This window comes from Paraburkholderia phosphatilytica (assembly GCF_003443895.1).
In the GTDB taxonomy this organism is placed as follows: Bacteria; Pseudomonadota; Gammaproteobacteria; order Burkholderiales; family Burkholderiaceae; genus Paraburkholderia; species Paraburkholderia phosphatilytica.
This window is the reverse complement of the sequence record NZ_QQOA01000001.1, coordinates 325,529-338,734: the sequence shown is the minus strand read 5'-3', so window position 1 is coordinate 338,734 and position 13,206 is coordinate 325,529. Positions and strand designations below refer to the sequence as shown.

Annotated in this window: 14 protein-coding genes and 2 pseudogenes; 5 read left to right on the top strand and 11 right to left on the bottom strand. The window is 59.6% G+C overall.

Going from position 1 to position 13,206, the window contains the following annotated elements; translation table 11 throughout:
- Positions 1-70 precede the first annotated feature (70 nt).
- Positions 71-1,060: a zinc-dependent alcohol dehydrogenase family protein gene (locus tag DVS29_RS01390; protein ID WP_118178625.1), complete on the top strand. Its 990-nt coding sequence runs from the start codon at positions 71-73 to the stop codon at positions 1,058-1,060.
- Between the two features lie 47 nt (positions 1,061-1,107).
- Here DVS29_RS01390 and DVS29_RS01385 read toward each other — a convergent pair whose 3' ends face one another.
- Positions 1,108-1,596, bottom strand: coding sequence for a DinB family protein (locus DVS29_RS01385; protein ID WP_118178624.1), 489 nt, complete (start codon positions 1,594-1,596; stop codon positions 1,108-1,110).
- 129 nt (positions 1,597-1,725) lie between these two features.
- On the opposite strand from DVS29_RS01385, the gene DVS29_RS01380 reads away from it, so the two are divergent.
- Complete coding sequence (locus DVS29_RS01380) at positions 1,726-2,604, top strand: LysR substrate-binding domain-containing protein (RefSeq protein WP_164707818.1); 879 nt, start codon at positions 1,726-1,728, stop codon at positions 2,602-2,604.
- Positions 2,605-2,660: 56 nt separating this feature from the next.
- Here the strand turns inward: DVS29_RS01380 and DVS29_RS01375 are convergent, their stop codons facing one another.
- The gene (locus DVS29_RS01375; protein WP_118178622.1) at positions 2,661-3,134 is read right to left on the bottom strand and encodes a hypothetical protein; all 474 of its coding nucleotides are present in this window, start codon (positions 3,132-3,134) and stop codon (positions 2,661-2,663) included.
- 328 nt (positions 3,135-3,462) lie between these two features.
- Between DVS29_RS01375 and DVS29_RS01370 the strand changes: the two genes are divergently transcribed.
- The gene (locus DVS29_RS01370; protein WP_118178621.1) at positions 3,463-4,038 is read left to right on the top strand and encodes a hypothetical protein; all 576 of its coding nucleotides are present in this window, start codon (positions 3,463-3,465) and stop codon (positions 4,036-4,038) included.
- A 695-nt stretch (positions 4,039-4,733) separates the two neighbouring features.
- Here the strand turns inward: DVS29_RS01370 and DVS29_RS01360 are convergent.
- Positions 4,734-5,000, bottom strand: a complete 267-nt coding sequence (locus tag DVS29_RS01360) for a CPCC family cysteine-rich protein (protein ID WP_118178619.1) — start codon at positions 4,998-5,000, stop codon at positions 4,734-4,736.
- A 138-nt stretch (positions 5,001-5,138) separates the two neighbouring features.
- On the opposite strand from DVS29_RS01360, the pseudogene DVS29_RS01355 reads away from it, so the two are divergent.
- Positions 5,139-6,350: pseudogene (locus DVS29_RS01355) on the top strand (IS4 family transposase); the annotation flags it as partial.
- Between the two features lie 29 nt (positions 6,351-6,379).
- Here the strand turns inward: DVS29_RS01355 and DVS29_RS01350 are convergent.
- Together DVS29_RS01350 and DVS29_RS38290 are read right to left on the bottom strand one after the other, a co-directional pair.
- A complete protein-coding gene (locus DVS29_RS01350; RefSeq protein WP_164707817.1) occupies positions 6,380-6,646 on the bottom strand; it encodes a YrhB domain-containing protein in 267 nt (88 codons plus the stop codon).
- Complete coding sequence (locus tag DVS29_RS38290; protein WP_118178617.1) at positions 6,643-6,834, bottom strand: toxin glutamine deamidase domain-containing protein; 192 nt, start codon at positions 6,832-6,834, stop codon at positions 6,643-6,645. Before DVS29_RS38290 ends, DVS29_RS01350 begins: the two co-directional genes overlap by 4 nt.
- Positions 6,835-6,975: 141 nt before the next feature.
- Here DVS29_RS38290 and DVS29_RS01340 point away from each other — a divergent pair, with 141 nt between their 5' ends.
- Positions 6,976-7,269 carry a hypothetical protein gene (locus DVS29_RS01340; RefSeq protein ID WP_124800583.1) on the top strand — a complete coding sequence of 98 codons (294 nt, stop codon included), beginning with the start codon at positions 6,976-6,978 and terminating at the stop codon, positions 7,267-7,269.
- 690 nt (positions 7,270-7,959) lie between these two features.
- Here the strand turns inward: DVS29_RS01340 and DVS29_RS01335 are convergent.
- The 6 genes and pseudogenes from DVS29_RS01335 to DVS29_RS01310 all read right to left on the bottom strand — a co-directional run bounded on the left by DVS29_RS01335 (position 7,960) and on the right by DVS29_RS01310 (position 13,144).
- Positions 7,960-8,283, bottom strand: a complete 324-nt coding sequence (locus DVS29_RS01335) for a type II toxin-antitoxin system RelE/ParE family toxin (RefSeq protein WP_118178615.1) — start codon at positions 8,281-8,283, stop codon at positions 7,960-7,962.
- The gene (locus tag DVS29_RS01330) at positions 8,280-8,537 is read right to left on the bottom strand and encodes a type II toxin-antitoxin system ParD family antitoxin (protein WP_118178614.1); all 258 of its coding nucleotides are present in this window, start codon (positions 8,535-8,537) and stop codon (positions 8,280-8,282) included. The genes DVS29_RS01335 and DVS29_RS01330 overlap by 4 nt, the downstream gene beginning before the upstream one ends.
- 239 nt (positions 8,538-8,776) lie before the next feature.
- Complete coding sequence (locus DVS29_RS01325; protein WP_124800582.1) at positions 8,777-9,109, bottom strand: hypothetical protein; 333 nt, start codon at positions 9,107-9,109, stop codon at positions 8,777-8,779.
- A 185-nt stretch (positions 9,110-9,294) separates the two neighbouring features.
- Positions 9,295-10,676, bottom strand: a pseudogene (locus tag DVS29_RS01320) (IS4 family transposase).
- A gap of 300 nt (positions 10,677-10,976) precedes the next feature.
- Positions 10,977-12,188, bottom strand: a complete 1,212-nt coding sequence (locus DVS29_RS01315) for an aminotransferase-like domain-containing protein (protein WP_118178612.1) — start codon at positions 12,186-12,188, stop codon at positions 10,977-10,979.
- 71 nt (positions 12,189-12,259) lie between these two features.
- A complete protein-coding gene (locus DVS29_RS01310; RefSeq protein ID WP_118178611.1) occupies positions 12,260-13,144 on the bottom strand; it encodes an aminotransferase class IV in 885 nt (294 codons plus the stop codon).
- Positions 13,145-13,206 lie beyond the last annotated feature (62 nt).

Here is a 13,206-nt window from a genome sequence, read left to right as displayed (position 1 = left end):
CCCGCTATTTATCGGCGAACGGCGCACTGCCATAGTGTATTCGGTTCAATTACTTTCGAGTTGAGACGACATGGCACGCGTGATCCGCTTCCACGAGCATGGTGGCCCCGAGGTACTGCGCATCGAGAACGTCGATGTTCCGCTGCCCGCCCGGGGTGAAGTTCAAATTCGCGTCAAGGCATTTGGCCTTAACCGCGCCGAGGCACTGCTGCGTGCGGGGTCTTACATCGAGACGCCAACCTTGCCTTCCGGTCTTGGCCTCGAAGCCGCGGGCATCGTCGAAACGATCGGAGCGGATGTGGAAGGCTTCGTCCCAGGCGACGCTGTGAGCGTGGTGCCGCCACTTTCGATGGTCCGCTGGCCTGCCTACGGCGAGCTTGTCACCTTTCCTGCCGAACACGTCGTCAAGCACCCGCCGTCCCTGGGTTGGGAAGCGGCCGCGGCTGTCTGGATGCAATACCTCACCGCTTACGGTGCACTGGTCGACATTGCCAGGCTCAACAGGAAAGACTGTGTCGTGATCACTGCAGCATCCAGCAGTGTCGGCCTCGCCGCGATCCAGATTGCCAACCTGATTGGCGCAACCCCAATCGCGGTCACGCGAACGTCCGTCAAGAAGGACGCACTGCTTGCGGCGGGCGCCGCCCATGTCATCGCCCTCGCGGAAGACGACCTCGTTGCCCGGCTGACGGAGATTGCCGGACCGCAGGGCGTGAGAGTGGTACTGGACCCCATCGGAGGGCCGATATTCGAGCCGCTCACGGCCGCGATGTCACGGGGTGGCATCCTCATCGAATATGGCGGCTTGAGCCCGGAGGTCACGCCGTTCCCGCTGTTCGCCGTGCTTGGCAAGATGCTGACGCTGCGCGGCTACCTCGTCCACGAGGTTATCGGCGATCCGGAGCGACTGGCGGCAGCCAGGGCGTTCATCCTCGATGGGCTGGCGTCAGGTGCGCTCCAGCCAGTCATCGCAAGAACCTTTGCATTCGATCAGATCGTTGACGCGCATCGCTTTCTGGAGTCGAACGAGCAATTCGGCAAGATCGTCGTCACGGTTTGATCAAACAGGGGATATTCCGTCCGAGGCCGCTTCTGCGGGATCATGGCTTACCCAAGCGGGAAATAGGTAATGTCCAGCGCAGGTGGCACGACGGGCGTCTGCGAGAGCAGCGCATGAACCTGGCCGCGATGGTGGGCGTGATGGATGAAAATGTGGGCGAGTATGAGTTGACGAGGCTTTCGTTGTGGCTTCCCATCCATACTGATGTAGTCGATATCTTTATCTGGATCGCTATGTACGGCAGTGCTAACAATGCGGACAAGCCTCTCATCCTCCGCCAGGCGTTCGGCTCGAAGGCTCTCAAAATCCCGGCAGACAATATGGTCTAAAGACGGGATGTCATGTCCTTCGCCAGAGAGCCGGCCGAGCCAGATACGGTCTGTGGCAAGAAGATGATTGAGGGTATTGTGGATCGAACCAAAGGCGCATGCGCGTTCGATAAAATAGTCGTCTGATGAAAGTCGGGCGCACGCATCGTAGGTGAGACCATTCGCCCAGACAGTCCAACGGGCCAACATCTCAAAGTTATTCCCCATTGCCAGTCCTTTGTCTTTTGATAGCCGTACGGGTAATCTATTGACGCGGATGGCCCCTGTCGATGGAGTTTTTCTTATGCGCTATAAGGTCCGGTAATGCCTGTGCGCCGTGATCCACCCCAGACTCACATGCTGCGGGCTTTTGAGGCTGTCTCCCGGCTGAAGAGTTTCAAGCGGGCCGCCGTCGAAATTGGTGTGTCGCAGAGCGCGGTAAGTCAGCGCATAGCGGCGCTTGAAACTCGCCTTGAAACCTGTCTGATTCGTCGAGAACATGGTCGCTTCGAATTGACCAGAGACGGCCTTGCCTATCTGGCGACGGTGGAGAGCGTGCTAAAAGCGCTGGCGCAGGCTGACAACAGGCTTTCGGACCGTCGGACAACGGTTCGCATGACCGTTGTTTCCTCCTTTGCGCGCTGTTGGCTCGTCCCCCGACTCGAATCGCTCTCCCTAAGTTTCGAAGATATCTGTCTCGATCTCCACGTTTCGGACGAGATCATATCGATCGACGATAGCGAATACGATCTCGCGATCCGTTTGCATCCGAGGGGCGGTATCCCAGGCGAGCGGATGACGGCAAGCGACGATGTTCTCATACCGGTCTGCATGCCCGGCAATCGTGCAAACCATGTCGATCGCCGCTCGGACCCGCTCGAGGATGTGAGGTTGCTCGAGGATGACTGCAGCCGTCTCGGCAGCGCTCGTCACCAATCGTGGGACGCCTGGTACGAGTCCAACGGATACCGTTTCCCGCGAGAGCGCAGGCGGATCGTGTTCAGTGATGCGGGCTTGATGATCGAGGCCGCTCGACGCGGGGTCGGCGTCGCACTTGCGCGCCAATCATTGGTTGCGGACTATCTGGCTGCTGGCGAGTTGATCAAACTTGACGGAATGCCGCTCGAAAGCCTGGGGCAAACATGGTTGATTCAACGACAGGTGAACAGTCGTAGCAAGGCGAGTCAGCGCGTCGCAAAATGGCTTCTCGATGCTGTGTCTTCTGATCTTGCTTAGAGATGCTTGTCGTATTTCTCGCAGACGTTCCGTTGTCAGAGCGAATCCGCCGCTGACTATTGGGACGCCGGCGTCGCCGCTTCGCTCGGCAGTTTGACGGTGAGTGAAGCGTTGTAATACGGCACCGTGATCGGCTGGTCGACGTCCTCGTCCGAATCTCCTTCGAAGCGAAAACGGCGTTGCTGAATCTCGGTGGACCCGGCAGCGACCACCAGCGTGCTGTCTCCGTAGCCGCTCCGGGGACAGGTGATGGTGAGATCGCCTTTGGAGCGGAGGATGGTGACGGTGTCGGGAGCCGTGGCCGACCAGTCGCCCCGGTCGTTGGACAGCTTGCATTTCGCTTTGCCCACCGGGCCGTTCGCGTCGACGACCTGCAGCGAAATATCTTCGCGCTGGCGATCCTGCCCGCCACCGCCGGCGCTGCCGTCGGAGATCATGTGCACCTTGTCCGACTGCGCTCCCAGCAGCGTATTCAACGAAACCGGCGCCTGGCCGGAAGGCGGCGCCGCAAATGCCGGTAAGGAGATCATAAGGACGCCTGCAATTGCGAAGTTCGTTACCATATCGACACCCCTAATTGGCACTACAGAGAATCTGGCCGGGTGGCCGCACTACTCGTTGCGGCCCGGCTCGGCACTGCAACAAGCATACCAGTCTGCCAGTTCAGCGGTTGATCGTGCGGGAGCCGCTGGTGTCAAGGCTCGCATGGAAAGGACCGATCTGCTGCCGTCTGACGCGGAAGGCCGGGTTCGACCCATAAGGGGCGACCGCGACTAGCGGAAGCGGACATTGGTAAGCCTCGAAGAAGCCTGATGCTCCTATGTCACAATTGCGGCAACTCGGCCTACCCGCGACGACATGACTCTGCCTGAACCAAGCACGAACTCGGTCCAATCCAGTTGGTTAGCAACGGCATTTCCGGAAGCGCTGCGCTCCGACGTGAGGGCCGTCGCGGATTTGATTCGCAGTGGCAATGTGACCGGCCATGGATTACCAGTCGTAGTTCGAGGCGAATCGCTTAATATCCCATATCGGATTTGCAACAATCCAGATGAAACACTGTTCGCGAGCCTGAATGAAATTCAAGCCACTGTATATGCGTGCGTGCTAACGAGACACCATGATGGGCATGTGCGCCAACGCCAGATCGAGCGGATAATTGCCTCATCTGAACCTTGGGTGGCACCATTCGTTACACAACTCTGCGGCGAGTATGTCATTGAGATTCTCGGTGCTGTCGAAGCGAATCTACCGTCTATGGATCAGTCCACGTACGGGGTGTTCTTCAGGGAGAATCCGCAATTTTTTCAAGTAACAAGCGATAGAATGATTAGCTACTGGGATTGCTACTACCGTTGGCTATACAAGCGAAAATCCGACTACGTCGGTTTCCGATTGTTCGATCGGTTCCGCGAGTGGAGTGCTGCTGCCTAGAGTGTAACGCACCTACGATTGCCAAGGATTCTCATCACACGGGCGAGCGTCCCGTTCTGGCCGAACAGCGAAGATGACGTCGAAGCATAGGGTCTATGGGTTTCGCTTGAATCGTAGTTCGACGAATGTTTCACCAGAAGCCAAGAAGGTGCCGATCTGGTCCGTTGCGCTCGGATTGAGTCCTGGATGTTCATGGCTCAGGTATTCGATTGTCTCGTCTGAAGACCAAGGGCCCAGCGAAGCCATGTAATCAGCAAAGTCGTCTTGGATCTGGAGCCACGACTCATAAGGCCGACGCGAGATGAGGATGCGATCACTTCGTGTATAAATCAAATGTAGATCCGTGGGCATTTCTGGTCGCCGAAAGAGGTTTCAAAATCCTGCGGTTTGCAAACGGGGGGGGAGCAGCAGCTAGCTGCGATCGGCTGGACCCGACCCTGAAGAGACCTTCGGTTTTCCCGTTAACGGACAGTCGTGAGCAACGATTCGTATCGTTCGCTCGGGGCGATCAAATATTTGGCTAGCTCCGCAAGGTCGATATACTTTCGTCGCGGCGGGGGGACGGACACCCCGTCAGGGGCACCAGTGGGTAATGCCGACCGCGCCCAGGGTCTTGGGCACCGTCTGCGTAAGAGTCAGGCGCAGACCATGCCCCGCCGCACCGCTTGGTTCAAGCTTGCCGCTATCCGTCGCGACTATTCTTGCCGAGCCCAATCTACCTCATCGTCCGCCGGTCTTCGAACATGCGGTAATGCTCTTTCCTCACACGCACCGATCATTTCGTAATTGCGGCGAGCCTCCGAGAGAGACGGTCGATTTGCCCCGCCAGAGAAATCAGGATCGCGTGTTTGAATCAAGTCATCCTCCCAGAAGCAGACCGGGCAGATTTCGTATGATCCAGGACAGAGATCGCGAAGGGTACGGTGGCCACAACACTCACACACTCTACGGTAGCCTGGCATACATCGCTGCAAGTCAGAGTTTGGAATAGTCGCCAGCGCCGATTGGCCTGCCCCAAGCGGGAATTCGACTTCATAAGCGGCAACCAATCCGAGACTTGAATGGACGAGCGCGACCGTTCCTACAGTTCCTGCCCTAACCAAGGTTGGGGCGAAACGATAGCGGCATATCGCTTCTTCGATAACGGGAAGGTCCAGTGGCATGCGATTCTGGAGCCGCATTGGCAGCAGACGCAAAAGCGGATGCAGGCGCATCAGGTCGTGCTCTGCCTTCAAGACACCACTGAGCTTGATTTCAATGGTCAGAATGCGCTCGGACTGGGGCCGCTGACCTACGAGGCGCAGCGCGGAATGTTTGTTCACCCGACCTATGCGGTGACGCCGCAGCGCGAACCGTTGGGCATCCTGGACGCCTGGATGTGGGCCCGCGAGAAGAAGGACGACTCGGGCCAGCGTGGCGGTCCGAAGGAAAGCTTGCGCTGGATCGAAGGCTACGAGCGCATCGCCGAGATGGCGCCGGAAATGCCGTCGACCCGCCTGGTGTATGTGGCAGACCGCGAAGCGGATTTGATGGCGCTGATGGAACGCGCCGATGCGATGGGCAATCCGGCCGACTGGCTGGTACGTGCCTCGCATAACCGCAGCTTGCCCGAGGGTGACAAACTGTGGGAGCGAGCAACGTGCGGCGAAGCGGTGGGCGAAATCGCTTTCCCGATGGCCGCGCGCCAGGGCGTGAAAGCGAGAACAGTTCGCCAGCGCCTGTGGCTTGAGCGTGTGCAGTTGCCCGCAGGCAAGGGCAAAAGCATCGCTGCAACGTGCCTGGTCGCGCGCGAGTTCAACGCGCCCGCTGGCGTCAAACCGATCGAATGGCGCTTGCTGACCAACCGCGCGGCAAGCACGCTGGATGAAGCGACCGAATTGATCGAGTGGTATCGGGCCAGATGGGAAATCGAGATTCTGTTCAACGTTCTGAAGAACGGCTGTCAGGTCGAAGAATTGCAGTTGGGCTCGATTGAGCGACTCGAGCGCGCATTGGCGCTGTTTCTCGTGGTGGCTTGGCGCGTGACACACCTGATGCGTCTGGGTCGAACCTGTCCTGATCTGGACGCGCGTCTGTTCTTCGATCCCGATGAAACCCGGGCTGTGTACTTGCTCACGAAAACGCCTCGATCTGCGCAACCCACGCTCAACGAAGTGTTGCGCCTGGTAGCACGCCTCGGTGGTTTCCTCGCTCGCAAGAGCGACGGCGAACCCGGCGCCGAGACGATTTGGAAGGGACTCACGAAAGTTCATATCGCCGCGGAAACCATGCGCCTATTACGCGAAGACGGTGACGCCGACACTTCTGTATAACGACATGCGTTGAACCGACCTTCATAACGTCAATTGCGACGCAGCCACTTTTCAGGTCGGCACGGGCCAACATGGAGACTGTCTCGACGAACAAATATCGGCCAGTTTCCCACGAGAGAAGCGTTCATATCTCCAGTCGTCAAGAACTCAACCGACTGATAAGGGAAGTACCATCCCTCGTCATCTTCCACGATTCGAGAATCAACAATGGAATAAGGCACTCCTCCAGGTTTGGTCTGTTGTTCCGCGAGATATTCAAGCGCCATCCTCTTCGCAGTGACATGATCCAGCGTCATGGCAGTATCCCAAATTGAAAGTGCGAGAAGTTCTGGAAGTTGGCAGCGCCACCACCACCAATTTGACCATCGATGTAGTTCACACTGCCATTTTGCACGACAGCATTCCATACGTGCCCAGTATCCCCGTCCGTTCCGTACACAACAGCTCGTGTCCCGTCCCCACCAGCGAGCAACGCGGACTCGATATTCTCTTGTGTCGTCCAGACGCCCGACTATCTGTCCTGTAGCCGCGCACGGAACGCGGTCCGCTCATTTGATGCGCGATGCGGCTTGTCCGGGTGGGTACCGCGTGGTTCAATGCGCGGCTGTTCCAGCCCCTACTGTCCATGCCGATCGACGTCTACTCCGCGCGCCACGCCGGCTTCGTCCACCCTGCCGAGGAGCGCGTGCTGCTGCGCGTGGTCCGGATCCTCGAAACACGTGGACTGGACGCGGTTGTGGTCATCAACATCACGACGGCGAACGGCGAATGTGACCTGCTGGTCGCGACCGACTCGACCACGCTGACGATGGAGATCAAGCGGTGGCGGGAGCCCGTCGCCGGGGGGGGGGGTGACGGCGCCTGGCAGGGTCTCTGGACGGGCAGCCATCGCGTGAAAACCGGCGCTGGGATCCGGTGATGCTGCGGCGCTGGGCGCAGGCACAGGGATTCCGGCCTGTCATGGCGGCCGCGGCTCCCGTCCCGGGACCCACCGTGTACCCGCCGCTGCCGAGCGTTCCGCAGCCAGCCCCCCGCGTGGTGGATGTGCTTGCCATTACGGTTCTGGAGCCCGCCCGGTCGGGAATGCAACGCCAGGCTCCCCGGAGGCGCGTAGGAAAGCTGATCGCGTTCATGCTGGGCACGGCGTTCACCGTGCTCGCCCTGTGGATGTGGCGCTTTCACCGCGTCGTGCCCTCCCCTGCAAGCCCCGTGCAGGTAGCGGCGTCCGGCCATTCTTCGACAGCCGGCCGGCGCACCCAAATCCACCCTCCCGGTCGACTCCGTGCACGAAACGAAGCGCCAGTGGCCGCCTCGATCGAAACCGCGCGCACTTCCGCCGCACTGGAATCGCCCCCGGATGCGGCCTACACGCCTGTGCCGCAACCGCTGGCACCCCCTGCATCACTGCCACCCTGTCCGACCGGGATTGACCGCCTCGGCTGCCAACCTGATCCACAGACGCTCAAGGTCCTTCGGGGCCAATAGGACGGGCCGGCAAGCCTGAACGCATGACTCGGTACCCGCCACGGTGCCGGCCTGAAGAAGAGAAGGCCGAGAGCGCCGGAGCGCAGGTGGTCACGACCGGATCCGGTCCCGGTCCACGTTTTTTCTACTCATCGAACAGGATCGCGGCGTAGTTGCGCGCACTGTGAATGACGTGAAGCACATCCACCCGCGTCACGGGTTCGCCGATGGTCCGGTAGAAGATCTGGTAGTGCCCGTGTACGCAGTGACGTACGCCCTGGTCCTCATAGCGCCGGATCAGCGGAAACGACAGCGCCATCGGCCCGAGCGACAGGCACCGTTCACGCAGCTCGCGCACAAAGGTCAGCGCGCGCCGCGGGTTGTCACGGGCAATGTAGTCGCCGATGGCCTCGAGCTCGGCCAACGCCGCCGGCGTGAGACGGACGCGTGGTGTGGCGGCAGGCGTCACGGGCGCCGATCCGCGATCGCCTGATATTTCGCCTCGAGGCGGTCGAACGCGGCTTCGGCGTCGACGCCTTCGCCAGCCTCGGACTGGGCGACGCTTTGCGCGACCGCGGCATCGAGCGCAGCCAGCTGGGCCTCGCGGTCCTGGATCAGGCGCACGCCCTCCCGCAGCACTTCGCTCTTCGAGCCGTATCGGCCCGACTCGACCAGTTGGGCGACATAGCGTTCCAGCTGGTTGCCCAGTTCGGCACTGATCATGATGGCACTCCTGTTCGCCGCCGATGCCGGACGGCACCGCTCCGCGCCAGTATAGTCCGCTTGATAACAGTTATCAAAAATCTGACGCGACGGGCAGGCACGACGGGATTGTCTCGCAGATCGCCCCTCAGGCTCGATGTTGCTAATAGCAATGAGCAACATCGACACCCTGCCCCTGAGCGCCGTCGACCACCGCCCGGCGCTTTTTCGCATTCGAAAAAGTGGTCGCAGGCCGCCTGTCAGCGGTCCCTTGCCTGCAAACACGCATTATCAGGCAAGCCGCGCCGCACAAAAAACCCGGCCGCAGCCAGGTCTCGTTCTTCCGCCCGCTCAGGGCGCGCGTCGCCCTGTCGGGTGACCGCGGTCTTGATCAGGGCGTCACCGGCCGGCGCGACCGCGCCCGGTGTCGATTTCGCGACCACCATGCGGCGCGCCGACCGCAGGCCGGACAGGGCTGCCGCGCGGACGTCGCTATCGCCGTCGTACAGCAGTTGTTCCAGCGCTTGCACACGGCGTTGCCAGTCTTCGAGAGGTGCAAGTACCGAGGGCGCGGCAGGAATGACAAGTGCCATGATCGAGTCCCTCAATATCGTTTCGGAAACCGGGCGCGCGTCAGGGTCGCCTGGATCACTTCGTGCACCTAGGAATCATGCGCCCACCCACCGCCCAGCGGATCGCGAGTGCTGGTGTGTAGTTAGTCAACTTTGGCTGCGCGTGGCCAAGATAAAGGTCGTCCCCTAGAACGAATGGCACTTACTTAAGCCCGTGGAGCGTGCCCATATTTTCGGACGCGCTCGCGTGCGATGTGACGATGCTCTTTCAGCCATGGGTAAGACTTCGGTCTTCGTTTTCGCATTCGTGGTTCGATGCGGCCGGGGCGATTCCCAACTCAACGCAAGACTGCGCGATCAGGTTGAACAGGAGACTCTGATCGTGAGTTGCCGTCAGACCTCTGGCCAGCCATTCAGTCCATAGCTGCACGGTGTGCTTGAAACTCAGTGTTCTCGGATCGGTGGCGTAGTGGCTGGCGGCTTGGGCCATCAGCAGCCGAATCACGTTGTAGGCCAGCAGATGGACCCAGATCTCCTTCTCGTTCATGTGGGCAGTTTGGCAATGCAGCACATCCATGCCCATCGTCGTCTTGATGTTACGTAGATCCAGTTCCACGTTCCAACGCCTGGCATACAACTGCGAGAGGTCTTGTTTGCTCGTCTTGCGTGCATCAAGCATCGTGGTGACCAGCACCCGGTGATGCAGCCTGGACTCGCGCACCATCAGTTCATCGCGGAAGGCCTGGTACTGCTCACGCGTCATCCAGGTGGGGCAATGCCGGGGTTTGGGCCACGTCACAATGTGATCGCGCGTACCCAGGGACTTGCCTCTCCGAAAGTCGGTGCGGCGCGCCCCATGCTGTTCCATCACGACATCCACCCCGGCGGCGATCATTGAGGCCATCAGAAAGTAGTGGCAGTACAAGGCATCGGCGACGATCACGTCACCTCTACGAAACGTGTTTTGCAGCATGCGAAACGCCGTCAGCTCTTCACTGCCTTTGCCCGCGTAAGTTCCGACAGCCGCCTCCAGCACTGCGCCGCTTGCCAGACAGATCACCGCAACCAGATAGGCTAACGGAAACCCCACTCCTTCGGCCTGAGAACTGGACTGCGGGAAGCGGGCCTGGTTCGACGGCGTATCGGGCATCGAGATCCCGGTGCCGTCAACCAGCTTGACCGGGCGCCCGCGCCACTTCCAGGCCGGCTTGGCCTGTTCGTGCAGTTGATGCCCCGTCTCGCGCGCCAACTCCCGGACCAGCGTCAGCGGCAGTCTCTGGCGAGCGCGGCAGTAGCCTCCCGTACGCACACTCATGGGCCGCAGCCCGTCGGCAGCTCGCTGCGCGGCCCATCCGTTGACTGCCTTCTGACACGAAGCGTCCTCTTCCAGCGCCTGGCGCATGAACATCGACAGCGTCACCGTCGGCGGATACAGCCATTCTCGATGCTCTGGCAAATACGCTTCCGTTATGCCTAACAGCCGCGGGCTCGTCAGTATGTTGAAGTAGTCCACGGCCTGAGTCCTGCGCGCCCGGTTTTGAACTGTGCTTCGTGTTTGCCTACGATGACTTCGTGCATTACGATCCATGCTGGCTGATCTTTGGAATGAGACGGTGTTTGCTTGGTAACAACCATCCTATCAATCCTTGGATCAGCCTCCTCTCTTTCTCTTCAAGTACTTACCCGCGTCTTCTCCTCCTTGCGGGCTTAAGTAAGTGCCATTCTCCCTAACTAACGTCTCCGCATTTCGAACCCGCCATTCCTTACGGTCGAAGACGCAAGGCTTTTCGGGTTCATCAATCGATCGGAGCGATGCGGTCGTCTGAACGGCAGGGCCTCCGCGCTGGCAACAGGCAATGAGGCTGCTCGCCGGTGCCGCGTGACGGCGTCACACTCGCGCGCGGATGGTCTCCAACGCGTCGTGAAGTCGCTTGACTCCCTTTTTTATGTTGGCCACGGAAGGCGCCGCGAAGGAAAGGCGAAGTGTCGTCGGGTCGGGATCACCTGCATGGAAGCCCGCGCCCGGTACGAACATCACCTTGCGCTCGATGCATTCCTTCAGCAGTTCGGCCGCTGTGAGATCACCGTTGAGTTTTGCCCAGATGAACATTCCCCCTTCGGGTTCGTGAAACGTGAGCGCATCACCCATCAGTTCGCGCAATGAGTGGCAAAGCACACGGCACTTTTCACCGTACCCGTTACGGATGCTTTTCAGATGGCGCTCAAGGCTCCCCGCGGCGAGGTACTCGGCGGCGATGCCTTGCGTCCATGGCGAACTACCCACATCCGCGCTTTGCTTCGCAACATAGCAGCGATGTGCGATGGGCAGCGGGGAGATGCTCCACGCGACGCGAAGTCCTGGGGCAACGATCTTCGAGAGGCTTGCCATGTGGACGACCCAATCACTGCTGCCGTCGACTTCACGGGTAAGCGCTTGCAGTGACGGAATGCCATCCCCGCCGAATCTCAGGTCTCCATACGGATCGTCTTCTGCGATCAAGAAGCGATGTTTCACTGCGAGTTTGAGGAGGTGCAGACGACGTTGAAGACTCAGCGTCGCGCCTGTGGGATTTCCGAAAGAGGGCACGGTGTACAGCAGTTTTGGCCTGTCTGCGTCGGAACGAATGGCGTCTAGCAACCGCTCGAGTTCAACCACGTTGAGGCCGTCGCTGTCCGTGTTCACAGGCACGATGCGCGCCCCTTGCGCGCGGGCCGCCAGGATGTTCATCGGATACGTGGGAGTCTCGACGAAAACCACGTCACCATCGTTCACCATGACCCGCAAGAGCAAGTCAAACGCTTGCTGCGAACCGGTCGTCACAACGAGATTCTCTGCGCAGGTTGCAACGCCTCGCGAAGCCATGAGGTGAATGATCTCCATTTTCAGCTTGGCGATCCCGTCCGTACTGCCGTACTGGAGGCATGACAGGCTATCCCCGTACGCACGTCGGGACGCTGCTTCGAGGCCATCCACGTCGAACAGCGTGGGATCCGGGTAGCCTCCGGCAAAGGAGATCATTTCCGGATCGTCGAGATACTTGAACAGATCCCGAATCGGCGAGCTCGCAGGGTTAACAAACGCGCGGGAGAATGGGTACATTGTCGTCAGTGATGCCTGGTTAAATCCACGAAAGGCGACCGGGTCGCGATCGACTTGCCGGTGCGGAGGATTTATTCCGCGATGCTGTCACCATTTGCCAGCTGCGCCTCGATATAGAGTTCACGCAGTCGCTTGCTGATGGGCCCAGGAATTCCGGAGCCTATTTGCCGTCGATCGATCGAAACAACTGGCGTCAGCAAGCCGACGGAATCCGTGATGAACGCCTCTGACGCCTCCCTGGCTTCGTCCAGCGTCAAGGCTCGTTCCTCGACACGAAGTCCCGTTGCGCGTGCAATGTCCAGAATCGAGCGACGTGCGGTGCCGTGCAACAGCGCATTCGACAGCTGACGGGTCACGAGCGTGCCATCGGCAGTAATGGCGTGGAAATTCGCCGATCCACTCTCGGTGATATAGCCGTCCTCCACGAACAGCACGTCGTCGAAACCCTGACGAACGGATTCGCTCTTTTGCAGCGACGAATAAAGCAGCTGCGTAGTCTTGATCTGACGCAGTGCCCAGCGCCCATCCGGCGAGGTTCGTACCGCGATACCACTGTCCCACTTCGGATTGTCACGGATGCGCTTCGCCTGTGTGAACATTGCGATGGTCGGTCGCAGATCGTCCGGCATGAGAAAATTTCGGTCCTGTACGCCTCGCGAGATCTGCAAATAAATCAGACCTTCCGTGACTTCATTACGTCGCGCGATTTCTTTGTGCGCATCCAGCAAAGTGCATTCCGAAGCGGGCATAGCGATGCCAAGCGTGTCGAGTGACCTCCGAAGGCGTGCAAAATGACTGCCGCAATCAAAAAGCTTTCCATCGACAATGGCCGTCACTTCATACACCGCATCCGCGAACAGGAAACCACGATCGAAAATCGAAACTTTCGCTTCATCTTCCGGCAACCATTCGCCATTGAGATAGACGGTGCGGATCGGCTTCAAATTTTTGACCATGTAGTTGATTCCTCTAAGATCGAATCCAGGCCAGGCGTTCTTTCGCAATACTGACTAGCAAG